The following is a 24,756-nucleotide window of genomic DNA, read 5'->3' on the forward strand; positions in this document are numbered from 1 at the left end:
AAAATGAAAAATAAATCAATTATATACAGTGTGCTTGCAGGCGTTTTATGCCTTACAAATGCATGTACGAAGTTAGATGAAAATGCATACGATCAGCTTTTAACAGATAACTTCTATAACAATAAAACTGAAGTTTTATCAGCAGTTTTAAGGCCATATACCCATGCAAATGCTTGGGTTACACCTTCTGGTCAGGATGGCTGGTGGCGTTTAGCCGAACTTTCTGGCGACCAATTGGCATGGCCAACTAAAGGCCGCCATGGTGAAGATGGAGGTAAGTGGAAAAGATTGCACTACCACACCTGGACTACAGACGAAGGTGGAATTAACAATGCCTGGTCTTTAATGTTCTGGGGAATGGGATTATGTAATGACCCAATCGAGAACATCGAAAAACGTGAAATATCGGCAATGGGTATTACACAAGTTGAAAAAGATGCATTTATTTCTGAGCTTAAACTTTTAAGAGCATTCCACTACTTGAAATTGATGGATTTGTTCGGAAATATTCCAATCGTTACACAAGTTGGTATCCCTGCAAAACCGGAAACCAAATCGCGTAAAGACGTATTTAATTTCATCGAATCTGAAATTAAGTCGAACATCGATAAAGCGCCGAAATTATCTCGCGGCCAGTTAGGACGTATGAGCCAGGCCGGCGCTTACGCAATGTTGGTAGAACTTTACTTAAACGCAGAAGTTTGGACAGGCACAGCACGTTGGGATGATTGTATTGCTGCTGCAAACAAATTAATTGCAGGTGAAGGCGGTGCTCAGAATGGAACTATGCAATTAGATCCAAACATTACTGACCAATTTAAAACAACAAACGATTTATCTAAAGAAGTTATTTTCTCAATCGCTTATAACTATAGCGTAGCCAACTTCCAGCCATCGTGGCCAAGTGAATTTTACCACTTTAAACAGCAGGAAATTTACGGCGGTGGTAGAAATGGTAATGATGGTATTGTTGTAATTCCTGGTGTGTTTACAACGTATGAAGATGCTGATTTAAGAAAAAGAGAATGGATGTTAGAAGGCCCAATGTTTAAATTTGTTGCGCCTACGCAACCGGTTTTAGCATCGGAAGAATACAATGGTTTACAACTTACCTTTGTTGATAACATTCAGAAAAATAAAACTGGCTCGAAAGTTTCAAACATGAGTGAAGGTGAAGAAAACAGCGGTGTTCGTTTTAACAAGTACAAGCTAGGTAACCAGTTCGCTGGTCCGGGTGGTGTGCCTGCAATTGATGCAAACTATAACAATGGCGACTGGAACATTTATCGTTTAACGATGATTTATTTTGCGAAAGCAGAAGCAATTATGCGTAAAAATGGTGGTGTTGCAAATGCAGAAGCCGTTCAGTTAATTAACGATTGTAAAAAACGTGCATATTCACCTGCTGATTGGGCAACCAGAGCTTATACTCCGGCTACCTTAACGCTTGATGAATTGTTGGCAGAAAGAGGAAGAGAATTTATCTTCGAAGGATTAAGAAGAGACGATTTGATTCGCTTTGGAAAATTTGCTACAGCTACCTGGTGGGATCACACGCCAACAACAGCTACTAAAGCGCTTTATCCAATTCCTCAGGTTCAAAGAAACCTTAACGGAAACTTAACTCAAAATCCTGGTTACTAATAAAAAGGTCAATAATTAAGGTGCTCAATTATGAGCACCTTTTTTTTGATTTGCAATTTAATAAGTCATTTATGTAACTCATATATTACATTTTTCGATTCATCAAAATTCTTGATTTTTACTTAATATTGGCAATGGTAAAACGTTTTACCAATCTGCCTTATCAATCTGGTGCTGCCTAAACCAAATATTTATGAAAAGACATCTTTCCTTTTTACTGCTGAGCATATTGTTCGTTTTCCAATCAGTTGCTCAAGACAAAGCACCAGCTTACCCATTAATTACACATGATACCTATTTCAGCATTTGGTCTTTCGGCGATGAATTGAACCAGTCTGTAACCAAACACTGGACCGGTAAAAACCAATCGTTATCTGGCGTACTTAAAGTTGATGGTAAATTTTACCGCTTCTTAGGTGCCGAATCCAAAGAATATAAAACCATACTTCCTGCAGCAGATGAATCTGCTTATCAGGCAAGTTACACATTTAATAAACCAGCAGATGGCTGGATAGCCTCGGCGTTTGATGACGCAAAATGGCAAAAAGGAACTGCGCCTTTTGGCGATGATGACGCCGCTAAAACCAAATGGAAAAGCGACGATTTATACTACAGAAGAAAATTTACCACCGCGAAAACAGCAGTGGGAAAACGATATTTAAAGCTTAACCATGATGATAACGTTGAAGTATTTATTAACGGTAAGCAGATTTACAAAAAGGAAGGTTGGGTACACGAGTACATCTATATTCCAATTGAAGAAAGCGTATTAACCTCGGGCGAAAACATACTTGCAATTCATGTCAAAAACTCTGCAGGTGGCAGATTTCTTGACGCAGGTATCGTAGAAGAAGTACCTCAGAAATCGGCTATTGGTTTAGCAAAACAAACAAATGTAAAGGTTGATGCAACTGCTACAAAGTACAGTTTTATCTGTGGTGCAGTCAATTTGGATATTACATTTACTTCGCCCTTGCTGTTAAATGATATTGCGCTTACCGCCAGACCTATAAGTTATATCAGCTATGCTGCTAAAGCTACTGATGGCAAAGCACATAAAGTTGATTTGTACTTCAGTGCATCAACAAATATTGCAGTAAATACACCAAACCAGCCCGTTGCGGCGAAGAAAACGCTTTCTAATAACCTTTCAATACTTAGCGCCGGTACCGTAGAACAGCCAGTTTTACAAAAGAAAGGAGACGACTTAAGAATTGACTGGGGTTATATGTACGTAGCAGTTCCTCAGAAGTTTAAGGCAACGCAGTACATTAATAAACAGGAAGAAAGTTTGAATAGCTTTTTGGGCAACAACTACCCGGCAACTGCATCGGTTGCCAATGGCAAAGAATTAAATTTAAGCAGTATCATCCCGTTTGGAACCGTTGGTAGCACTGCGGTGGAGACGTATTTAATGATGGGTTACGACGACTTAAAATCAGTTGAATATTTCGGTACACAGTTGGCACCTATCTGGAAAAAATCTGGCGGAAACTTCGAAACGCAGCTTGCAAACGCAGCTAAAGATTATACTACAATCATTAAGAAATGTGCAGATTTTAGCACGAAACTTTTTGCTGATGCTGAAAGAGCAGGTGGTAAGGAATATGCTGAGTTATGTGAGCTGGCTTACCGACAAAGTATTGCGGCGCATAAAATAGTTTATGCACCGAATGGCGACATCTTATTCCTCTCAAAAGAGAACTTTAGTGGAGGCTTTATCAATACGGTGGATGTTACTTACCCGTCTGCGCCGGAATATTTAATTTATAACCCCGAATTATTAACAGGTATGCTTAACGGCATTTTCTATTATGCTGAAAGTGGAAAATGGAAGAAACCTTACCCCGCACACGATTTAGGTACTTATCCTTTTGCCAACGGACAAACTTATGGAGAAGACATGCCTGTAGAAGAAGCGGGAAACATGATAATTTTGACAGCCGCAATTGCCAGGGCACAAGGGAATGCAAAATATGCTGAAAAGCACTGGAACACATTGGCTACCTGGGCCGGGTACCTTTCTAAAGAAGGCTTTGACCCAGCAAACCAGTTATGCACCGATGATTTCGCCGGCCACCTGGCCAGAAATGCAAATTTATCAGTTAAAGCGATTGTAGCAATTGGCGCCTATGCACAACTGGCTCAGCAGATTGGAAAAACTGCAGAAGCTGAAAAGTACAGGAACATTGCTTTGGGCATGGCCGGTAAGTGGCAGCAAATGGCTGATGATGGCGACCATTTTGCCTTAACTTTTAATGATAAAAATACCTGGAGCCAAAAATATAACCTGGTTTGGGATAAGCTTTTAGGATTGAAACTTTTTCCTGAAGCCGTTTATAAAAAAGAAATAAACTACTATTTAACGAAGCAAAATGCTTTTGGGTTGCCTTTAGATAGTCGTAAAACCTACACCAAATCTGATTGGATAATGTGGACAGCAACGCTTGCCGATAATCAACAGGATTTTCAGAAGTTTATAAAGCCTATCTATAAGTTTGCCAATGAAACGGAAAGTAGAGTGCCGCTTAATGATTGGCACGAAACCACAACCGGCGCAAAAGTCGGGTTTCAGGCAAGAAGTGTTGTGGGTGGCTATTTCATAAAGTTACTCGCAGAAAAATGGGGCGTTAGAAATTAGAATTACTGAATTTGTATATGAAGTTTAAACATTCTATCGTTCTTGTTTTAAGCATGCTCCATGCGAATCTGTTTGCTCAACAGGCAGATTTAGTTCAGTATGTTAATACTTTACAGGGTACAAATTCCAAACACGAATTAACCAGGGGAAACACCTATCCAACTACCGCGCTCCCTTTTGGCATGCACACCTGGACACCCCAGACAGGGAAAAACGGCGACGGCTGGAAATATCAGTATTTTAAGGAGACCATTAGAGGTTTTCAACAGGCACACCAATGCAGTTCGTGGACCCGCGATTATGCTGTCTTTTCTTTAATGCCGATGATAGACAATTTGGTGGTCGATGAAAATCAGCGTGAATCGAAATTTAAACACGCAAACGAAATTGCTAAGCCAAATTACTATAAAGTAAAGTTCGAGAACCAGATTACCACCGAAATTTCACCCTCCGAACGTGGTGCTCATCTTCGTTTTTCTTATCCGAAGGGTAAAAAAAGTTATCTTGTTCTTGATGGTTACATCCGTACAAGTGGTGTAAAAATCTACCCGAAACAAAAGAAAATAACAGGTTATGTTAGCAATGGGCAAGGTTTTAAAAAAGAATGGAAAAGTTATTTTGTTATTCAGTTCGACCAGCCAATAAAAGCTTTCGGAACCTGGGAAAACAAAAAGAATATCATTACTCCAGATTCAACCACGGCAGAAGGCTTGGGTAAAGGAGCTTACATCGAATTTAAACCCGGTTCCAATGTCCAGGTAAAAACGGCCTCCTCCTACATCAGTTTGGAGCAGGCCGAACTAAATTTAAAAACCGAACTCGGTGCAGATAAAACATTAGAACAAACAAAGGCGAATGCAGCTGCGGTATGGAATAAATCCTTAGGTAAAATTTTAGTCGAAGGTGGTTCCAAAGAAGATACGGAAACTTTTTACTCCTGCTTTTTTAGGGCAAGTCTTTTCTCACGGAAATTCTATGAGCTTAATGCCGAGGGCAAACCATATTATTTTAGTCCGTACGATGGCCAGGTTCATCCTGGTTATATGTTTACCGATACTGGATTTTGGGATACCTTCCGGGCACAATTTCCATTAAATACTTTGCTACAGTCAGAAATGCACGGGCAATATATGCAAGCCTTGCTCGATGCTTATAAACAATGTGGCTGGCTGCCTTCATGGTCTTTTCCAAGTGAAGGTGGCAGCATGATTGGGAACCATGCGATTTCTCTTCTGGCAGATGCCTGGGTTAAGGGAATAAGAACTTTCGACCCGAAAGCGGCTTTGGAAGCCTATTTGCACGAAGCGACAAATAAAGGTCCGTGGGGCCCGGCCAATGGACGCGATGGATGGAAGGAATACTTTGAGCTGGGTTACGTGCCTTATCCAAAATATCGTGAAGCCACTGCAAAAACTTTGGAATATGCATATGATGACTATTGTGCTTATCAGCTGGCGAAAATGACAGGCAATAAGTTTTACATGGATATTTTTGAGCGGCAGATGTACAATTACCGCAATGTTTACGATGCGGATTCAAAATTTATGCGTGGCAGAGATTTAAACGGAAATTGGTCTCCAAATTTCGACCCGATAGAGTGGGGTGGCCCATTTACCGAAGGAAATGCCTGGCATTGGCAATGGTCGGTTTTTCAGGATACCAAAGGCTTGATAAATTTAATGGGTGGCAACCAAAACTTTGTAGATAAGTTAGACGCTGTTTTTACAGAGCCGAACAAAGTTAAAGTTGGTACTTATGGCGGCATGATACATGAAATGACCGAAATGGTAATGGCCAATCTTGGCCAGTATGCCCACGGAAATCAACCCATACAGCACATGGTTTACTTATATAATTATGCTAACGAGCCCTGGAAAGCTCAGTTCCATGCCCGCGAGGTAATGACTAAACTCTACGATGCCACAGAAAATGGTTACCCGGGAGATGAGGATCAAGGTCAAACGTCATCGTGGTACGTGCTTAGCGCACTGGGTTTTTACAGCGTTACGCCCGGCAGTGGAGAATATGTTCTTGGAAGCCCGATGTTTAAGAAAATAACTATTAATTTAGGCGATTCGAAAAAGTTCGTAATAGACGCTCCAAATAACAGCAAAGAGAATGTTTACATAAACGCCGCCACTTTAAATGGAAATAACTATACTCGCACCTTCTTATCGCATCGCGACATCTTAAATGGTGGGATTTTTAAGTTAGATATGAGTAACAAACCAAATATAAACAGGGGAAAACTGGAAGAAGATAAGCCATTTTCTTTGAGCAAATAAAGATAAAATTGCTGGTGTATCATCAACAATTACAGGTAATAATTATAAAGACAAGATAGATAGACAATGGAAAAACCTGTTGCATTAGGTGTAGATATAGGCGGTTCGCACATCACAGCGGCATTAATAGATTTAGAAACCAGAACAATTGTTCCGGATTCGATAGAGCGCAATGCAGTAGATTCCCAGGAAAGTAAAGAGGAAATTTTAGCCGCATGGTGCGAGGTTATAGTTAAAGCTTTTTTAAAAACAACATCTAAAACAAAACTCATTGGTATAGCAATGCCGGGTCCTTTCGATTATGAGAAAGGTATTTCGTTGATAAAAGATCAGGATAAATTTAAAGCACTATATGGCGTAAATATTAAAGAAGAACTATCAAAGCGCTTGGATATTCAGGCCGAGAACATTCATTTTATTAATGATGCTGCAGGCTTTTTACAAGGAGAAGTTTTTGGTGGCGCGGCCCGGGGTAATGCTAACGTTATTGGCTTAACGCTCGGCACTGGTTTGGGTTCTTCTTATAGCGAAGGTGGCGTTGCTAAAGATGCCGATTTATGGAATTCTCCCTTTATGAATGGAATTGCAGAAGATTACTTATCTACCCGTTGGTTTGTGAAGCGGTACAATCAACTTAGTAATAATACTGTTGCAGGCGTTAAAGAATTAACTGCGTTAACGGCAACAGATCATCTCGCAACCCGCGTTTTTATGGAGTTTGGACACAATTTAGCTCAATTTTTAATTCCGGTTATTAAGCAGCACAAGGCAGACATTGTAATTATCGGGGGCAATATATCGAGAGCTTTTGCTGCATTTTCTCCCGAATTAATTGCAACTTTAAAAGGAAATGGAATTCATACCGATATTAAGGTAACGAAGTTAAAAGAGCATGCTGCATTAATCGGTGCTGCAAGCTGTTGCGATTTAAATTTTCTGCTCGAAGACAGGAGCGAAAATGCCATAATTGCTGAAAAGAAATTTCATTGAAAGGAGGGTAATGCCTTTTTTTTATGCGAGGATAGTAAAACCATTTAGTAATACAATAAAGTGATAAAAGGGCCGGTAACTCCCTTTTAACTGGTGATAAATATGAATCTCAAAACGAGCAAATTTTATAGTTTTTTATGGGTTGCATGTTGCTGTATTTCGTTTAATGCAACGAATACTTTAGCGCAGCAGAATTCGTCTAATATAAAATACGTTGATCCGAAGATTGGTAGCGTTGGGCTAATTTTGGAGCCAACAAGGCCGGCTGTTCATTTACCAAATAGCATGGTTCGGGTTTTTCCTGTTCGTGCCGACCAGATTGATGATCAGATTGCTTATTTCCCGCTAACCATCTCATCCCACAGGCAAAACTGGTTGTTCGGTTTTATGCCGTATACCGGAGCGGTAAATGAGCAGGCATGGACAAAGAAATTTACTTCAGATAATGAAAAAATAAGTCCGGATTTTTACCAGGTTACGCTTGAAGACCAAGGTACGAATATCAGTTTCACACCGGCAGCAAAATCAGGCTTTTTCAAAGTAAACTTCGGTTCAAAAGCTGATAAGTATTTGAGGATGCATATTCTAAACAAAGGCGAAATTAACCTCAACAGCAAAACGAGTATTAGCGGCGTTGAAGATTTTAGAGGTATGAAAGCTTATTTCTATGCTGAAACAAATACGCCGCTGGAAATTGTTTATCAAAATAATCAAACAAAAACAAAAGCCTTTTTCAAGGTGAGCAACCAGGTTCAGAGTGTTTCATTTAAATACGGAGTTTCATTTATAAGTGTAGAACAGGCCAAGCAAAATTTAGCCAACGAAATTCCAGATTGGGATATGGCCAAAGTTCATGCAAAAGCCACATCAGCATGGAACAAAGCACTCAACCAGATTAATATCGAAGGTGGAACTGAAGCTCAGAAGCGGGTTTTTTACACCTCATTGTATCGTTCATACGAAAGAATGATTGATATTAATGAATACGGGCGTTACTATAGCGGTTATGATAAACAAATACACACTTCGGATAAACCATTCTTTGTGGATAATTGGTTATGGGATACATACATTGCGCTGGAACCTTTGCAAACCATTTTAAATCCTAAAATGGAAGGCGACAAAATTCAGTCCTACGTACAAATGTATGAACAAAGCGGTTGGATGCCCTCTTTTGCGCTAACCTTTGGTGATGATCCGTGTATGACGGGTAACCACGCCGCCGCCTGGATCTTAGATGCGTATAATAAAGGCGTTAGTAATTTTGATTTGAAAAAAGCTTATGAAGGGGTTAGAAAGAATTCGTTAGAAGCAACTCTGTTGCCCTGGAAAAATGGTCCCGCAACCTCGCTTGATAGTTTTTACACCAAAAACGGCTATATGCCTGCACTTAACCCAGGCGAGAAAGAACCTGTGAAAGAAGTGCACGGCTTCGAAAAAAGACAGAGTGTTTCTGTAACGCTGGAGAATAGTTTTGATGACTGGTGCATTGCACAACTTGCCAATGCCGGTGGGAACCAAAGAGACAGAAAGCTGTTTTTAGAGCGTGCAGCAAACTATAAAAATGTTTTTAGAGTAGATAAGGGCTTTGTTTGGCCAAAAGATGCTGACGGCAACTGGATTGAACCATTTGATCCGAAATTTTCTGGCGGACAGGGAGGTCGCGAATATTTTACCGAAAACAATGCTTACACCTACAACTGGGATGTAAAACACGACTTAAACGGCATGTTTGCTTTAATGGGCGGAAAGGCAAAAGCAGAGGAAAAACTCGATGATTTGTTTAGAGCGAGCCTTGGCAGAAGTAAATATAATCTTTGGTACACATTCCCAGATGCAACCGGACTTGTTGGTCAGTTTGTGATGGGTAACGAGCCAAGTTTCCACATTCCATACATCTACAATTACCTTGGCTCGCCATGGAAAACGCAGAAAAGAATTCGTATGCTGATGGATACCTGGTACACAGACAATCTTTTTGGCATTCCCGGAGATGAGGATGGGGGAGGTATGACCGCATTCGTCGTATTTTCAATGATGGGCTTTTTCCCGGTAACACCTGGCGTGCCTGTTTATAGCATTGGAAGCCCGGCTTTTAACAAGATTTCAATAAAACTTGATAATGGTAAAAATTTCACGCTAAATGCCCGAAACAACTCTGCAGAGAATAAATATGTACAAAGTGCCGAGTTAAACGGTAAAGTTTTAAACCGGGCTTGGTTTACGCATAAAGAACTTGCTGCTGGCGGGGTGCTGAATTTGGTGATGGGGAATGTACCCAATAAAAACTGGGGTGTGAAAGATTTGCCTCCTTCAGCACTTGATTATAATCCTTTACAATGAAAACCGAAATTAAATTGAACGGGGAAAATAACAGGTAAAGATTTAGATGCAATTTAGGACGCTTATCTTTAAAATCCTGAAATTTAGAGATTCAAAACTTTACTCAATTAGCAAACACATAAACTGATATACAAATAATGAAAAAACTATTCATCGCCTTATTAAGTTTTGCGGCTACAGGAACTTTCGCACAACAAGTGGGCAAAGTTAACGACCCCGTAGAATGGATTAATCCGCTGATGGGATCGGCTTCTAAACCAAGCCTGTCTAACGGCAATACCTATCCCGCGGTTGGCGTTCCGTGGGGAATGAATATGTGGACACCACAAACCGGTAAAATGGGTGATGGTTGGGCATATACTTACGACGCTGATAAAATTCGCGGCTTTAAACAAACACACCAGCCATCGCCATGGATGAATGATTACGGTGCTTTTGCAATTATGCCGGTTACCGGCAAGTTAAAATTTGCCGATGATGAACGTGCAAGCTGGTTTAGTCATAAGGCAGAGGTTTCAAAACCTTACTACTACAGCGTTTATTTAGCTGATGCTGATGTGACAACTGAGCTTACGCCAACAGAAAGAGCCGCCCAGTTTAGATTTACTTTTCCTAAAACAGACAGCTCTTTTGTGGTAATCGATGCACAGAACAAAGGTTCTTACATTAAAATTTTCCCTAAAGAAAGAAAAATTATAGGCTACACGAGCAAATATGCACGCGGTCCGCTTCCTAAAAATTTTAAAAATTATTTTGTAATATATTTTGATAAGGACTTTACTTTGGCGAAAACCTGGAGTGGAAAAACGTTAGGAAACGACTTGGAACTTACCAGCGACCACACCGGTGCAGTTATTGGCTTTAAAACTGCCAAAGGTGAAAAAGTTACCGCTAAAACCGCATCATCATTTATAAGCTTTGACCAGGCAGAACTAAATTTGAAAAGAGAACTGGCAAATGATAGTTTTGATGCTACAAAATCAAAAGCTAAAGCCGTTTGGAATAAAACCCTGAGTAAAATTGCTGTTGAAGGTGGTACCATCGATCAGATGCGCACTTTCTACTCTTGCCTTTATCGTACCTTATTCTTCCCGAATAAATTATATGAGCTGGATGCAAAAAATCAAATAGTGCACTGGAGTCCTTACACGGGCGATATTAAGCCAGGATATATGTTTGCGGGTACAGGTTTTTGGGATACTTTCAGAGCTTTATATCCATTTTTAAATCTTGTTTATCCATCAATAAATAAGGAAATGCAGGAAGGTTTAATAAACGATTATAAAGAGGGTGGTTTCCTGCCCGAATGGAGCAGCCCTGGTTTTGCCAACATTATGGTGGGTAACAATTCTGCTTCTGTTGTTTCAGATGCTTACATAAAAGGTCTTCGTAGTTACGATATCAATACTTTGTGGGATGCCGTTAAACACGGTGCAAATAACGAAGGCCCAATGGCCGCAGTTGGCCGTAATGGTGTAAAATATTATAACGAATTAGGCTATGTACCTTTTGATGTTAAAATAAATGAAAATGCTGCAAAGACTTTGGAATACTCTTACGATGATTTTGCCATCTATCAGTTAGGAAGAGCGCTTAAACGCCCAGCTTCTGAAATTGAAATCTATAAGAAAAGAGCGATGAATTACAAAAATCTTTTTGACCCTGCATCTGGCCTAATGCGTGGTAAAAATCAGGATGGAACGTTCCAGAGTCCTTTCAGTCCGTTTAAATGGGGTGGTGCTTTTACCGAAGGTAACAGCTGGCATTACACCTGGTCGGTATTTCAGGATATTGATGGTTTAGCTAAATTAATGGGTGGGCATGAAAAGTTTGTAACCAAGCTTGATTCGGTTTTCTCTATGCCTCCAATATTTGATGAAAGTGCTTATGGCGGCGTAATCCACGAAATTCGTGAAATGCAGATTGCCAACATGGGTCAGTATGCGCACGGGAATCAGCCAATTCAGCATATGATATACCTGTACAATTTTGGTGGTGCCCCGTATAAAACACAATATTGGGTTCGCGAAACTATGGATAGAATGTACAAAGCAACGCCCGATGGTTACTGTGGTGATGAAGATAACGGACAAACTTCTGCCTGGTATGTATTTTCGGCAATGGGATTTTATCCCGTAACGCCAGCAACAGACCAGTATGTTTTGGGTGCGCCGTTGTTTAAAAAGATAACGCTCACTTTAGATAATGGGAAAACAGTAGTGATAAATGCAGCCGCAAACAGCGACGAAAATCGTTATGTTCAATCATTGCAATTGGATGGAAAACCATATTCTAAAAACTGGATTAACCACAGTGGTTTGCAAAAAGGTGCAGTATTAAATTTTAACATGACCGCTACACCAAACAAAACCAGAGGTTCAAATCCGGCAGATTTTCCTTACTCGTTATCAACAGAAAAATAAAACAATTTGGAAGGATGAGCTTCCGGCGGGTATCACACACTTGCTGGAAGCTCAAAACCATCTTGATAAGACTAAATAAATTGGTAGAAACCAAAACGATTACTAACAAAACCGAATATTATGAAGATTAACTTCTTAAAAACAGGTTCTACAGGCTTTGTCTGGCTTTTAGGTACCTGCATGGCTTTTGGCCAGCAACCCAATATTCCACTCACAGATTTATCAGCATTTAAAGAACCAGGAAACTCTTGGTCGTTGGTAGGTGATGTTGCCGTGGATTTAAATGAGGCAAACGCAATTAAGGGAACGAAAGGAACAGGAATTTTGCTAAACATTTCTGCACCGAAAAAAGCCGGCTTCGACCTGACAACAATCAAGGAATATGGTGACATGATTTTAGAATTGGATTACCTTACTGCTAAGGGCACAAATTCAGGAATCTATCTTCAAAACAATTACGAGATACAACTGGAAGATTCGTGGACAGTGAGAAATCCACTTTCCTCTAACAACGGTGGCCTTTACGAGCGTTGGGATAACGATAAGCCGGAAGGCGAGAAAGGTTACGGAGGTATTGCTCCCCGTCAAAATGCGAGTAAAGCACCTGGACTTTGGCAACACATAAAAATTGCATTCCAGGCACCGAAATTCGACGGAAGCGGGAAAAAAATTGCTAATGCTCGTTTACTAAGTGTAGAGCTGAATGGCGTAACCATCCACGAAAATGTAGAACTTTGGGGCGCTACAAGAGGTGGTTATGGCACCGAAAAGGCAATGGCCCCAATTCGCTTACAAGGTGATCATGGTTCAATTGCTTTCAGAAATATTTCAATTACAGATCTTCCTGCTTCATCTGCTCAAGGCTTTCGTCGTGGCGGCGGTGGCGGCGATCCAATTTATGTAGAAGCGCCTGTAAATACAATGCTTCGCAGCTTTATCGACGTGGTTCCAGGTGTTCGTTCTGTGCATGCAATTTCTGTTGGCGGCCCGCAACAAACTGCTTTTAGTTACGATTTAGATAACGGAACAGTTTTACACGGCTGGCATGGCGGCTTTTTAGATGCAACGCCAATGTGGGATGGTCGTGGAAACGGTACGTCTCGCCCGATGGGAAGCGTAACGCGTTTCACCAAAAAACCTGTTTTAGCCATTGCAAAATTGGCCAATGCAGAGGCTGCATGGGTTACAGATACAACAGGAACCGGTTTCCGTACCAAAGGTTACACTTTAGATAATCAGGATCGTCCCGAGTTTAAGTACATGATTTATGGAAACAAGGTAACCGATGCTGTGAAGGTTTTAGAAAACGGCCAGGGCTTATCGAGAGAAGTGAGCCTGGAGCAACCGGCTAAAGATTTGTACCTGCTTTTGGCTGAGGTATCAGATGTTAATGAGGTTTCTAAAGGCTTGTATTTAGTTGATGATAAAGCCTATTACCTACAATTCCCGAATGGGGAAAAACCTATCGTTAGAGATGTTAACGGTAAAAAACAACTGATTATAGCAATCGGAAGCAAATTAAATTATTCTATTTTATTTTAGTCTGAATTACGATGAGATATACATTTAAAACACTTGCAATAATGGCGCTTAGCTTGAGTTTCTCAACGCTTTTCGCTCAGGAAACACCAAAAGAAGAAGATTTTTTCAGAGTAAATAGAGTACGCGTTCCGGAAGGACCAATTCTTGAAGTTGGCGGTTTGGTTACAATGCCAAATGGCGACTTAGCAATTTCTACGCGTAGAGGCGATGTTTGGGTAGTAGAAAACCCGACAAGCATTAAGCCTTATTTTCGCAAATTCGCAACCGGATTACACGAAATTTTAGGATTAGCACAAAAAAATGGAGCGCTTTACGTAGCACAGCGTGGCGAACTGACCAAACTTGTTGATAAAAACATGGATGGCAAAGCCGATGTTTACGAAACGGTATATGCCTGGCCTTTAAGTGGGCACTACCACGAATATAGTTTCGGGCCAAAAATTGCTGCCGATGGTTCATTCCTGGTAACTGCTAACGTTGCTTTTGGCGATGAAGAATGGTGGAGAGGCGAGAGCCGTGTACCGATGCGTGGCTGGGCTATGAACATTACCGAAGATGGTAAAATGACACCTTATGCAGCTGGTTTCCGTTCGCCTGCTGGTATCGGTATGATTGACAATCAGTTTTATTATACAGAAAATCAGGGCGACTGGGTAGGTTCTGGTGGTTTGTGGAAAATTAATAAAGGCGACTTTATGGGTCACCCGGCAAGCTTACGCTGGACTGGCAGATCAGATTCGCCAGTTAAATTATCTTCAGATTTTTTCTATTCAAACATTGATGAACGCCGTATCAAAAACGATCAGGGAAGATATATTAAGCCTGAAAACAGGGTAAATGAAACCTTCAAAACGCTTTTCGATATGAAAAAAGTTTTCCCTGAATTAAAGCTGCCTTCAGTTTGGTTGCCGTACGGAATCTTAGGAATCTCATCTTCAGAACCAGTTAAAATACCGGAAAATACTTTTGGTCCTTTTGCGGGGCAGATATTAGCTGGCGACCAGGGGATGAGTATAATTTCAAGAATTTTCCTCGAAACTGTGAAGGGCGAAGAGCAAGGTGCAGCTTTCCTGTTTAGAAAAGGATTCCGTTCTGGTGTGTTAAGATTGGCTTGGGGAACTGACGGTTCATTGTTTGTTGGCGAAACCAATCGTGGTTGGGGTTCTGCCGGCGATGCGAACGAAGGTTTAGAACGTCTTGTTTACACGAATAAAGTACCTTTCGAAATGAAAGCTGTGCGCTCAATGCCTGATGGTTTTGAAGTTGAGTTTACAAAACCAGTTGACCGTAAATCGGCCGAAGATTTAGCTTCTTATGCAGCTGAAAGCTTTATTTATAAGTATCACCCGGTTTATGGTTCGCCGCCGGTAAATGTTGAAACGCTGAAAATTACAGGTGTAAAGGTTTCCGAAGATGGTTTGAAAGCCAGATTAATTATTCCGAATCTTCGTCAATACTACATTCATACTCTAACATTAGATGGTGTTCGCGACAAGGAAGGTTTTTATTCATTGGTACATCCCGTTGCTTATTATACCCTTAACCAAATTGCTGATGGAGATAAGTTATCAATGAGCGAGGTAAGCACCAGAAACTCTGAAGCTGGCCCGAAAGCATCGGCTACGCCGGTTAAACCGTCTGCAAAACCTAAAGCTTCAACAGGTAACAAACCTGAAGCCAAAGGCGCAACAAATACCACGCCTGCTAAAGCAACTACCGCTACAACCGCATCGGCAAAAACACCAACTTACAAAGAGGTTGAAGGTTTACTAACGAAGAATACTTGTTTAGCTTGCCACAATCCAACGAAAAGACAGATAGGTCCCCCTTTCGTAGAAATTGCTAAACGTAAATATTCGCCAGAGAAGATTTATTCATTAATCCATAATCCGCAACCACAAAACTGGCCGGGTTATTCTACAGAAATGCCTCCAATGCCGCAGGTAACGAAAGCTGAAGCTTTAAAAATTGCTGCGTGGATTAATTCACTAGATAAATAAAAATAGTTAGTTTGAATAATTTGGTTAAACGGTTGGTGGAAACATCAACCGTTTTTTTTGTTAAAACCAATCAGAAGAGAGCTAAAAAAAGAAATGGAGATTCCGCTTATCGCAGAATCCCCATCATCTAAATTAACGCTCTCATATACATAAACGCTGTAATTAAGATTTATTGTATAGCCGTTAAATTTTCTTAAATTTTTTTTATCACACTGTAGAATCTGGTTAAATGAAATGATAATGACTGGTTAATTCGCTAATTTTACGAAATGGAATCCATTGATAAAGTTAAACAAGATGCAGAAAAGCTGGCTGCAGCAAAAGAGGCAGTTAAATTGGTTAAAAACAATGATGTTGTTGGCTTGGGCACGGGTTCTACAGCTACATTTGCCATTAAAGAACTTGCCGAAAGAATGAAAAATGGTTTGCAGATTACGGCCGCCGCGAGTTCTCTTAAAACTGAGGAAATTGCATCTTCATACGGCATTCCGATTTTAAAACTGGAAACATTAGGGTCAATTGATCTCAGTATTGATGGAGCTGATGAATTTACCGAATCGCTGAATTTGATTAAAGGTGGCGGCGGTGCACTTTTCCGCGAAAAAATAGTTGCTTCGTTGAGTAAATTTTCAGTTATTGTTGCCGATTCATCTAAAAAAGTAGATACACTTGGTGCCTTTACTGTACCCGTTGAGGTCGTTCCACTGGCCCTACAATATGTTTCTGACCAATTGGAGAAAGCAGGTGGCAGCGGCATTTTGCGTAAACGTGAGGGTGAAACCTTTGTAACTGATAATGGAAATTACATTATCGATGCAAACTTTGGTTTAATAGCAGAACCCGCAGAACTCGCTTTTACCTTAAATCAAATCGATGGCGTTTTGGCACATGGATTATTTATTGGCTTAACATCGAAAGTTATCATGGCCAGGGCTGAGGAAATCCTGGTTTTTGAATAGTCGCGTTCCTAAGCTTTCGGCCGAAACAGCGAATTTCTTCTAACCCAATTACAAACTGGTTTCACCTATATATTGAATAAGTAACATTTCCGCAAAGCGTTAATTTCGCCACCTGCAGCCTGGCGCTTCGAAACAGCAAATGGTTACCTTCCTACTTTTTTCACCGAGGTTTTTCGCTCCCTTAAATGCCTTTCATTTTTTTTGCCGACGCTTTTGTTTCACTCACCGATAAACTGAAGTAGTTTGGAGAAAATCCATTCGCTCTTCTGCTTGTTCGATGTACATTTGATATATAAAAACAAACGTCATGGAAAATTTAATCAGAAAAAACTACACAGATAAACAAAACGCTTTGGGCATTTTAGTTATCGTTATTGGTTCGATATTCTTACTTAAAAATATTGGCTGGGCAATGCCACACTGGATATTTAGCTGGCACACCATTATGCTTGCCGCAGGTTTATGGATAGGTTATCGTAAAAACTTTCAGGGTGGAGGCTGGTTGGCGCTCACAGTTATTGGCGGATTTTTCACGCTTCAAGACATCACCGTTTTTGACTTCGAACTTTCAAAAATTACAACAGCTCTTGTGTTAATTGGATTGGGTTTATGGGTATTGTTGAAACCCAGAAAATATAAAACCTTTAACAATAACTTCCGGGATTCCTCAGCATTTCCCAAAGAAAACTAAAATTCTTAACCCATCATATATCTCAAGGGACATTTCAAAGTGTCCCTTTTTTGTGCATAGAAATTATTAGTAAGTGAAACAGGCACAGAGAAAGGATATTTAATCGGCGGATGGCGCCAAGTTGAAAAAAGAAACGGGGATTCCGCCGAAGCAGCATCCCCGTCATCTAAATTAACGCTCTCACATACATAAACGCTGATAAATGAAATTATTGTATTAAGCGGTATTTTTTTTTATTTTTTTTGTGATTTGATTTCTTGCTCTGCTAAATAAAGGGCTTGCGGCGCAAATGATATCAAAATTATTCTTAAAGCTTAGCAATAAAAAGTTGAGCAATTGGTTGTATTTTAACAAAATAGGAATCAAATATTGTTAACTTTGATTGTTTAACTAAACAATACATTATTATTCATGAAGAAAAGTATACTAATAGTTTTTGCGCTATTATTTTTTACAACGGCATCTTTTGCTCAGAATGTTATCAGCCTTTTTAATGGCGCTAATAATTTCTTTCAGCTGTTAGAAGATGGAAAATTTACTGAGGCTTACGGAAATTTTGATGAAACAGTTAAAGCTAAGTTATCGGAAGAACAGTTAAAAAAAATGTGGACTGATATCCACACCGCTTTAGGCAAGTCGAAATCTTTGGAGGCTGTTCAAAGTAAAACCCAGGGCGATTTTTTTGCTGTAACAGTGGAGGGTGAATTTGAAAGGGGAACTCAGTCTTTTATTCTTGGCTTTAACAAGACTCAAAAAATAGTCGGCTTATTTTTGGCTCCAAAGCCTGTAGTTTCTAAATATTTGGCTCCATCTTATGCAGATACCACCCTTTATGCGGAGAAAACAGCTTATCTGAATTCACCCGGTCATCAATTAGCTGCGGTCATAACAACACCAAAAAATCTTAAGAGCTTTCCTATGGTTGTGTTCGTTCATGGTTCTGGTCCGGCTGATATGGATGAGACGGTTGGCCCGAACAAACCCTTCAAAGATTTGGCTGCAGGGTTGGCGGCGCAGGGTATAGGTTCCATCCGCTATGTTAAACGCACTATGGTTTACGCGCAGGAGTTTAGGAAAACCTTTACGGTTAAAGAAGAGGTAATGGACGATGCCGTTGCCGCTTTAGCCATGGCAAAGACCATTCCTGGTGCAGATAGTAAAAATATTTACCTTTTCGGCCATAGTTTAGGTGGTATGCTTGCGCCTCGCATTGCAGCCCAGGTTCCTGATTTAAGCGGCGTAATTTTGGCGGCAGCGCCGGCTAGAAAGCTTAGCGAGCTTATGCTCGAGCAAAACAAATACCTTTTCGACAAAGTTGCCGACACCGCGAAGCTTGCAAAAACGCAGTTCGACCTGGCTACAGCAGAAATTGCTAAAGGAAATATCACTCAATTAGGAACAATGAAGCCAGACTCAGCAATTTTAGGTATTCCAGCCTCATATTGGGTAGATATTAATAATTACGACCAGGTTGCTGCAGCGAAAAAACTTATCAAACCTAGAATTTTCATCATTCAGGGCGGTAACGATTTTCAGGTAGGCCAAAAGGATTTCGACTTATGGAAGGCCGGTCTTTCCGGAAATCAAAATGCTGAATTTAAATTTTATCCTGAATTGAATCATCTTTTAAGTCAACAGGTAGAGAAAGGAACCGGGGTTCAGTATCAGGCTTTCTCAAGTGTATCCGCAACGCTTATTAATGATATTGTAGCCTGGATAAAGATAAAGTAATCTGTTTCACTTCATAATTGAATAGCCCTTTTTTAAAGGGCTATTTTTTTTGCAGTTAACTGGATTTACAACTTTAGTTAGCATTTTTTTTCTAGGAGTTTTGCCTAAACTAATTCGGGTTTTACGACCTTTTCCTTCATTTTTTTTTCCGAAAAATGTTCCGACTTATTAGTCAGCAAAGCACTTCAATGCATTTCGTTACAAACAAAAACAGGAAGCGACGGGTTCTAATGTATATCAATTCCGATGCATTATGAATAAGAAGAAAGTTACGTTAAAGGGAATATGGGAAGTTTTAAAAGCGTCATTCGGTGGTTTTACAGATCACAAAGTAACCAAACTTAGTGGTTCGTTAGCCTATTATACCGTTTTTTCCATGGCGCCCTTACTCGTTATCATTATTTCGCTTTGTGGCATTTTCTTAAAAAGAGAGGCTGCAGAAGGTCAGGTTTATGCGCAACTTGCCGGCTTTTTAGGAAAAGATACTGCGTTGCAGTTACAGCAGATTATAAAGAGTGCCTACTTAAATGGCAAAAGTACTGTTGCTTTTATCATTGGTTTGGTTACGTTACTTATAGGTGCAACAACAATTTTTGGCGATATTCAGGATTCAATTAACACCATTTGGGGCTTAAAACCAAAGCCAAAGAGAGGTTGGCTGAAAATGCTTCAGAACAGATTTTTATCGTTTTCAGTAATAGTAAGTTTAGGCTTCGTTCTAATGGTTTCTTTAGTGGTAAATACCGTTGTTGATGCCTTTAGCAAACGTTTGGAAGCACGGTTTGAAGAAGTTTCGGTTGTTGTTTTTTACGTATTAAACATGGCGATAACACTGGCCGTTATTTCATTAATGTTCGCGGTGATATTCAAGGTACTGCCCGATGCCATAATTAAATGGCGAGATGTTATCCTTGGTTCAATAGTAACTGGCGTGCTTTTCATGGTGGGCAAGTTCGGCATATCTTTCTATATCGGCTCAAGCAATGTTGGCAGCACTTACGGCGCTGCAGGCTCGCTGGTAATTTTGTTATTATGGACTTATTATTCTTCCATCATTCTATATTTTGGTGCCGAATTTACAAAAGCTTACGCTGTTGCTTACGGGTCAGAAATTCACCCGTCGCACTATGCGGTTACAACAAAAGAGGTTGAAGTAGAGACCGAGGGGAACTCCATTCAGGATAATCACAAAGAATTACAGGAAAAGGTTCCAGACAAATAAATTAGTTTAAGCCGGGTTGCTAAAACCTTACTCGCCCCATGCGGTAACCAAAATATTTCTTGCCCCACCTCGATTTCGATGTTCGCAAAGGTAGATTCCCTGCCAGGTGCCAAAAGCGAGACGTCCGCTTCTAACCGGTATGATAACCGATGCACCAAGCAGCGATGCTTTTAAGTGGGCAGGCATGTCATCCGAGCCTTCGTAATCATGTTCATAATCCGGATCGTTTTCCGGAACACTTCTGTTAAAGAACATTTCAAAATCAATCCTAACCGTTGGGTCTGCGTTTTCGTTTATGGTAAGCGCCGCCGAGGTGTGCTGTATAAACACCTGGCATAAACCGATTGAAATGTTCTTCAATTCCGGAAACGAATTAACTAATTCATCTGTTATGAGATGAAAACCTCTTTTCTTCTCCTTTAACGTAAATGCTTTTTGGAATATTTTCATCGTAAATTTTTAATCCACCCGGATGTTGAACTGTTGGTACTGATCAGACTATAATTTCCAAAGTTACCTAATAAATCAACCTTATCGCCGGCGCTCAATTTTGATTTTACAGCGGCCAGGCTGTCAGGCTTATCATAAACGGAAGTATTTGATGTTGTTATTCCAAGTTTTCGAAGTGCTTTTGAAGCCTGAGTTATCATCGTAGTTTGTAAAAAACCCTTCTCTCCGTTCGGTAGCTCTACTTTGTACCAGCTTGCCGTTGCCGAGTTTATTTTAACAACTGTGCCCGGAGCAATTTGAGCAATTCCGGTAGATTTGTTATCCGATGCAGCTCTAAGCGTAACTTTGGATGTTGTTCTAAATGTTTTGTTAAGATTTGACACTGGCGCTGTAATTTTTGTCGCTTGTTTAATAACCGGGTTTATAAAAGGAAGTGGGTCTACCGCTCCGCTGAAGGTGTATATCCCGAAATGCAGATGTGGTAGTGTTGTTTTTGCATTTCCGGTGTTGCCCATGAAGCCAATTGTATCGCCGGCCAAAACTTCCTGACCTGATTTTGCTGCCTGTTCATCCAGATGGGCATAATACAAAGTATAATCTTTGCCTTTCGGCCTAAACCAAACTACTTTTCCGCCCAGGTTATTTTCATTTACACGGGTTACGGTACCATCGTTCGTGGCTACAACAGGACTTCTAAATTTTCCGAAGATATCAACGCCCTCATGCTTACGATGATTATCATCCCGGCCGTCGCCCCAAAAGCTCTGGATATTGTTTCTGCCAGTTTTTGTCGGGAAACCCAGCGATGGCCCGGAGGTAATTTCAAGGGTATACTCTGCACTTCGTAAAAGCTCTGGCTGTAGCCTGATTATATAATTTCCGGTTTCTTCTATATCAAGTGCTATGTTATTGCCAAGGGTATCTGCTGATGCGAGTAATTTGATCGTTCCACCAGTTGGCTCTAGCCAGATATCTGTGTAAATCACGGCGGCTTCAGCTGGTTTTTTCATAATGGAAACCTGAATTTTTTCGCCCTTTATGGCGTTAAAGCGATAAGCTGCGGCGTTTGCATTTTCTGCCGAGAAGTAGCCTGTTTCTTTGTAAGGAATGTTTATGGTTAGCGGTTTTTGTAAAATACCTGAAGCTAAATTAATCCACTCGCCCCCAATAGCGGTCTTATCAAGTCCCGCTGAAACCAACTTTCTCTGGTAAAGTTCGTGGGGCGAACCCGCTTTAAATAAGTTCATCGTACCTGTTTTACAGGAAGCTAAAACTATCAATGGGAGAAAAAGTGATATAAGATTGGTAAAGCGGTATCGCATATAAAATCGGTTGTAGAACAGTTAATAAACAAAAATTTACGGTACAGGTTTTAGCGATAAATAATTAGCATTTCCGTATTAATACATAACGAACCGGTGTTTCTACAGCGAACTTTAGTTTGCGAAAAGGAGTTGTATTTATAGCGTTGAAAAGCTTAACGCAGCAATCTACCTATTTTAAAAATTTAACCATGGAAAATCAAAATTTAGACGACAGCAACTTGGAAGAAAACCAAAATTTGGGGGGCGGAAATGGAACCGCATCTGAGCCCGAAACCACAGGTGGCTCTTTTGGGCAAGGACAAAATGAAGGGGGCGGTGCGTCAGGAAATTCAGGTACTGAATCTGGAACCGGAAGCCTGAGTGGCGACAACGCAGATGCAAACGACCTTGGTGATGAAATTGACGCCAGTGATGCCGATACCGATCAGTTTCTTGATGATGACGATGATACTGATGACTTGGATGAACAATTGGATGGAAGCGACGCTGACCAGGATCGGAACGTCGGTTCCGCTTCGGATTTAGATGAAGATGCGCTTTACGATGACGACGAAGATGATGACGAAGCAAGCAGGAACGACATCATCTAATACAAATTGTAAGCTAAGTTACTTTATGATGTTGTAATCTTAGTTCATGAACGGGGAATAGCTGCAAATTGCAGCTATTTTTCATTTATGCCGTATCATTTTTTCGCATAGTGTTAATTATGGATGCGGTAACTATCGCACCAAATAAGTACCAGGCGACTGTTAAAATCTTTGTCTTATTTGTTTTTGTTACGGGCTCATCATTCAGGCCAATGTTTTTTGGAACTTCAATTGCTCCAATGCCCGCCGTTAAACCTAAAGTTATAGCTTTTGTCCAGGTGTTATTTTGCTCACCTAATCCAATCAGCGAATAATACAAACCATTACTTACCATATCTCCTGCTAAGGTTGCCGCATAAAGCTTATTGCCGCTTAATTTTGGCGCACTAACAGCAGAAAGCGTTTTGTTTAAGGCCTGTTCGCCAAGCAAATCGATTCTCGGCGCTTTCGAATCCACTCGTCTCGCGGTTTCATGGAGTAAGTTTAGGGCTATTGCGCCTGTAAAGCCGCCCACTAATGCTTGTAATAGTTTCATAATTAATACAAGTTATTTTTGCGGAAAAAAGTTTCGATAAATTTCGCTTAGATAATCATATCATTCGGCGTCATTCGTTTAAGAATTACCGACAAGATGATTGAATACACAACATATCCCGCAAACACAAAATAACCGGGCTGTAGCGAAGTATTGTTTTCAGTCATGGTTGTTAAAACATTGTTATGGATTTCGAGGTTGGAAAGCTGACTTTTCAAAATACCATTCAATCCGATGTATGTCATCAGTATGCCAACAACCATTACATCTGCCATGTCCCATTTCCCAGATTCGAAAGTTAAATATTTAACAATCTTGTTCTCGGCAAACCGATCTTTGCCAAGTACATGAATACCCTTTGCCGTTAACCTCAAAATTGGCAATAGAATCACGAAAATTAAAATCAGAACGCCGATTACAACAGAATCTGGCTTTGGCTGCGAAATTAAAACGCTGATAATATCAACAATGCTTTTACTCTGGAAGAAAAGAACCTGATTTTCGAATGTAATCTTTTCGCCAAGAATTAAAAAGTTAAGGCTATGTATCCGTGCGTCAACCTCAATTATAGGTGTTGTAGTTCCAACAACAAGAAGTACAAAAGCAAACAACAGCGACATGATAAATAGCGTGTTGTGTAATTTAACCTGCTTTTTCATGATTAGCCACAAAGCAAGCGCCGCCAGGACGCAGCCAAGCATCGCGAATGATGAATTGTACGTTGCTTTGTTAATTACTGCAAGTTTATAGTTTATGCGGCTGTTAAACTTAACCGGATCGGATACCAGGTATTTTTTCGCGATATATTTAATTACCGAAGCGCTAGCCACATTTGTACTATCGTAAGTTTGGTTTTCGAGCTGTTCCAGTTTACTGGTAGCTATATTTTTTAACCTCTTTTTACTCGCCGGACTGTTAATTTTCGTGATGATGGTTTTAGCAAAGGCCGGCACCTGAGCATGAATTTTTTTAGGATCTACGAATTGTTTAAACGCAAATTTTGTGAGCTTTCCACTGAGCGTTTTCTGAGGTTTATTAATTTCAGATACCGCTTTTGTAACCAGCCCATGTAGCTGATGTTCGACCTCTGCCTGCAGTTCTTTCTTCTGTTTGCCGGTCATATTAAAATCGGTAACCTGCCGGTTAACAACCTCTACAAGTTTATCACGCCACTGATCAACAGAAAATAAACCGAAAGTTATGTTATTAACCATGCTGTAATCTTCCTTAATCTGCTCACGCTCAATGGCATTTTCGTTAAGCCGGTAGCCAAAATAAATGGTTCCGCATAGCAAAACAGACAACCCAATGATGAGAAATACATTAAGTGCGCTTTTTTTATTGGACGGTGTTTCTTGGTGCGTTGTCAACGTAGTTACAGGTTA

Annotated in this window: 17 protein-coding genes; 13 read left to right on the forward strand and 4 right to left on the reverse strand. The window is 40.3% G+C overall.

Annotated elements, in window-relative coordinates; all coding sequences use genetic code 11:
* Positions 1–3 precede the first annotated feature (3 nt).
* The 12 genes from ASG14_RS04540 to ASG14_RS04595 all read left to right on the forward strand — a co-directional run bounded on the left by ASG14_RS04540 (position 4) and on the right by ASG14_RS04595 (position 20,471).
* Positions 4–1,644, forward strand: a complete 1,641-nt coding sequence (locus tag ASG14_RS04540) for a RagB/SusD family nutrient uptake outer membrane protein (RefSeq protein ID WP_056869813.1) — start codon at positions 4–6, stop codon at positions 1,642–1,644.
* A gap of 193 nt (positions 1,645–1,837) precedes the next feature.
* Positions 1,838–4,285: a glutaminase family protein gene (locus ASG14_RS04545; RefSeq protein ID WP_056869814.1), complete on the forward strand. Its 2,448-nt coding sequence runs from the start codon at positions 1,838–1,840 to the stop codon at positions 4,283–4,285.
* A gap of 17 nt (positions 4,286–4,302) precedes the next feature.
* The gene (locus ASG14_RS04550) at positions 4,303–6,570 is read left to right on the forward strand and encodes a GH92 family glycosyl hydrolase (RefSeq protein ID WP_056869815.1); all 2,268 of its coding nucleotides are present in this window, start codon (positions 4,303–4,305) and stop codon (positions 6,568–6,570) included.
* A 66-nt stretch (positions 6,571–6,636) separates the two neighbouring features.
* Positions 6,637–7,560, forward strand: coding sequence for an ROK family protein (locus ASG14_RS04555; protein ID WP_082491333.1), 924 nt, complete (start codon positions 6,637–6,639; stop codon positions 7,558–7,560).
* Between the two features lie 102 nt (positions 7,561–7,662).
* Positions 7,663–9,903, forward strand: coding sequence for a GH92 family glycosyl hydrolase (locus ASG14_RS04560; protein WP_056869816.1), 2,241 nt, complete (start codon positions 7,663–7,665; stop codon positions 9,901–9,903).
* A 137-nt stretch (positions 9,904–10,040) separates the two neighbouring features.
* On the forward strand, positions 10,041–12,326 hold the full coding sequence (locus ASG14_RS04565; protein ID WP_056869817.1) for a GH92 family glycosyl hydrolase: 2,286 nt from the start codon (positions 10,041–10,043) through the stop codon (positions 12,324–12,326).
* A 120-nt stretch (positions 12,327–12,446) separates the two neighbouring features.
* Positions 12,447–13,868 carry a DUF1080 domain-containing protein gene (locus ASG14_RS04570; protein ID WP_056869818.1) on the forward strand — a complete coding sequence of 474 codons (1,422 nt, stop codon included), beginning with the start codon at positions 12,447–12,449 and terminating at the stop codon, positions 13,866–13,868.
* Between the two features lie 11 nt (positions 13,869–13,879).
* Complete coding sequence (locus ASG14_RS04575; protein WP_056869819.1) at positions 13,880–15,868, forward strand: c-type cytochrome; 1,989 nt, start codon at positions 13,880–13,882, stop codon at positions 15,866–15,868.
* A gap of 269 nt (positions 15,869–16,137) precedes the next feature.
* Positions 16,138–16,827: a ribose-5-phosphate isomerase RpiA gene (gene rpiA / locus ASG14_RS04580; RefSeq protein ID WP_056869820.1), complete on the forward strand. Its 690-nt coding sequence runs from the start codon at positions 16,138–16,140 to the stop codon at positions 16,825–16,827.
* A 307-nt stretch (positions 16,828–17,134) separates the two neighbouring features.
* On the forward strand, positions 17,135–17,518 hold the full coding sequence (locus ASG14_RS04585; RefSeq protein WP_056869821.1) for a LiaI-LiaF-like domain-containing protein: 384 nt from the start codon (positions 17,135–17,137) through the stop codon (positions 17,516–17,518).
* Between the two features lie 411 nt (positions 17,519–17,929).
* Positions 17,930–19,249: a DUF3887 domain-containing protein gene (locus ASG14_RS04590; RefSeq protein ID WP_056869822.1), complete on the forward strand. Its 1,320-nt coding sequence runs from the start codon at positions 17,930–17,932 to the stop codon at positions 19,247–19,249.
* A gap of 253 nt (positions 19,250–19,502) precedes the next feature.
* The gene (locus ASG14_RS04595) at positions 19,503–20,471 is read left to right on the forward strand and encodes a YihY/virulence factor BrkB family protein (protein ID WP_056869823.1); all 969 of its coding nucleotides are present in this window, start codon (positions 19,503–19,505) and stop codon (positions 20,469–20,471) included.
* Positions 20,472–20,498: 27 nt separating this feature from the next.
* Here ASG14_RS04595 and ASG14_RS04600 read toward each other — a convergent pair whose 3' ends face one another.
* Both ASG14_RS04600 and ASG14_RS04605 read right to left on the reverse strand, forming a co-directional pair.
* Positions 20,499–20,921 carry a secondary thiamine-phosphate synthase enzyme YjbQ gene (locus ASG14_RS04600; RefSeq protein WP_056869824.1) on the reverse strand — a complete coding sequence of 141 codons (423 nt, stop codon included), beginning with the start codon at positions 20,919–20,921 and terminating at the stop codon, positions 20,499–20,501.
* A complete protein-coding gene (locus tag ASG14_RS04605) occupies positions 20,918–22,168 on the reverse strand; it encodes a M23 family metallopeptidase (protein WP_056869825.1) in 1,251 nt (416 codons plus the stop codon). Before ASG14_RS04605 ends, ASG14_RS04600 begins: the two co-directional genes overlap by 4 nt.
* A 266-nt stretch (positions 22,169–22,434) precedes the next feature.
* Between ASG14_RS04605 and ASG14_RS04610 the strand changes: the two genes are divergently transcribed.
* Positions 22,435–22,836, forward strand: a complete 402-nt coding sequence (locus tag ASG14_RS04610) for a hypothetical protein (protein WP_157274826.1) — start codon at positions 22,435–22,437, stop codon at positions 22,834–22,836.
* Positions 22,837–22,921: 85 nt separating this feature from the next.
* On the opposite strand, the gene ASG14_RS04615 is transcribed toward ASG14_RS04610, so the two are convergent.
* The gene (locus tag ASG14_RS04615) at positions 22,922–23,371 is read right to left on the reverse strand and encodes a hypothetical protein (RefSeq protein WP_056869827.1); all 450 of its coding nucleotides are present in this window, start codon (positions 23,369–23,371) and stop codon (positions 22,922–22,924) included.
* A gap of 47 nt (positions 23,372–23,418) precedes the next feature.
* Complete coding sequence (locus tag ASG14_RS04620; protein WP_056869828.1) at positions 23,419–24,741, reverse strand: paraquat-inducible protein A; 1,323 nt, start codon at positions 24,739–24,741, stop codon at positions 23,419–23,421.
* Positions 24,742–24,756 lie beyond the last annotated feature (15 nt).

It is taken from the genome of Pedobacter sp. Leaf194 (assembly GCF_001423945.1).
GTDB lineage: Bacteria > Bacteroidota > Bacteroidia > Sphingobacteriales > Sphingobacteriaceae > Pedobacter.

What these genes read in the sequence shown, in the direction of transcription:
- ASG14_RS04590 (WP_056869822.1), top strand. Translation starts at nt 17,930, where the DNA reads ATGAAGAAAAGTATACTAATAGTTTTTGCGCTATTATTTTTTACAACG.
- ASG14_RS04540 (WP_056869813.1), top strand. Translation starts at nt 4, where the DNA reads ATGAAAAATAAATCAATTATATACAGTGTGCTTGCAGGCGTTTTATGC.
- ASG14_RS04550 (WP_056869815.1), top strand. Translation starts at nt 4,303, where the DNA reads ATGAAGTTTAAACATTCTATCGTTCTTGTTTTAAGCATGCTCCATGCG.
- ASG14_RS04565 (WP_056869817.1), top strand. Translation starts at nt 10,041, where the DNA reads ATGAAAAAACTATTCATCGCCTTATTAAGTTTTGCGGCTACAGGAACT.
- ASG14_RS04575 (WP_056869819.1), top strand. Translation starts at nt 13,880, where the DNA reads ATGAGATATACATTTAAAACACTTGCAATAATGGCGCTTAGCTTGAGT.
- ASG14_RS04570 (WP_056869818.1), top strand. Translation starts at nt 12,447, where the DNA reads ATGAAGATTAACTTCTTAAAAACAGGTTCTACAGGCTTTGTCTGGCTT.
- ASG14_RS04615 (WP_056869827.1), bottom strand. Translation starts at nt 23,371, where the DNA reads ATGAAACTATTACAAGCATTAGTGGGCGGCTTTACAGGCGCAATAGCC.
- ASG14_RS04610 (WP_157274826.1), top strand. Translation starts at nt 22,435, where the DNA reads ATGGAAAATCAAAATTTAGACGACAGCAACTTGGAAGAAAACCAAAAT.
- rpiA (WP_056869820.1), top strand. Translation starts at nt 16,138, where the DNA reads ATGGAATCCATTGATAAAGTTAAACAAGATGCAGAAAAGCTGGCTGCA.
- ASG14_RS04560 (WP_056869816.1), top strand. Translation starts at nt 7,663, where the DNA reads ATGAATCTCAAAACGAGCAAATTTTATAGTTTTTTATGGGTTGCATGT.
- ASG14_RS04595 (WP_056869823.1), top strand. Translation starts at nt 19,503, where the DNA reads ATGAATAAGAAGAAAGTTACGTTAAAGGGAATATGGGAAGTTTTAAAA.
- ASG14_RS04605 (WP_056869825.1), bottom strand. Translation starts at nt 22,168, where the DNA reads ATGAACTTATTTAAAGCGGGTTCGCCCCACGAACTTTACCAGAGAAAG.
- ASG14_RS04545 (WP_056869814.1), top strand. Translation starts at nt 1,838, where the DNA reads ATGAAAAGACATCTTTCCTTTTTACTGCTGAGCATATTGTTCGTTTTC.
- ASG14_RS04600 (WP_056869824.1), bottom strand. Translation starts at nt 20,921, where the DNA reads ATGAAAATATTCCAAAAAGCATTTACGTTAAAGGAGAAGAAAAGAGGT.
- ASG14_RS04585 (WP_056869821.1), top strand. Translation starts at nt 17,135, where the DNA reads ATGGAAAATTTAATCAGAAAAAACTACACAGATAAACAAAACGCTTTG.
- ASG14_RS04555 (WP_082491333.1), top strand. Translation starts at nt 6,637, where the DNA reads ATGGAAAAACCTGTTGCATTAGGTGTAGATATAGGCGGTTCGCACATC.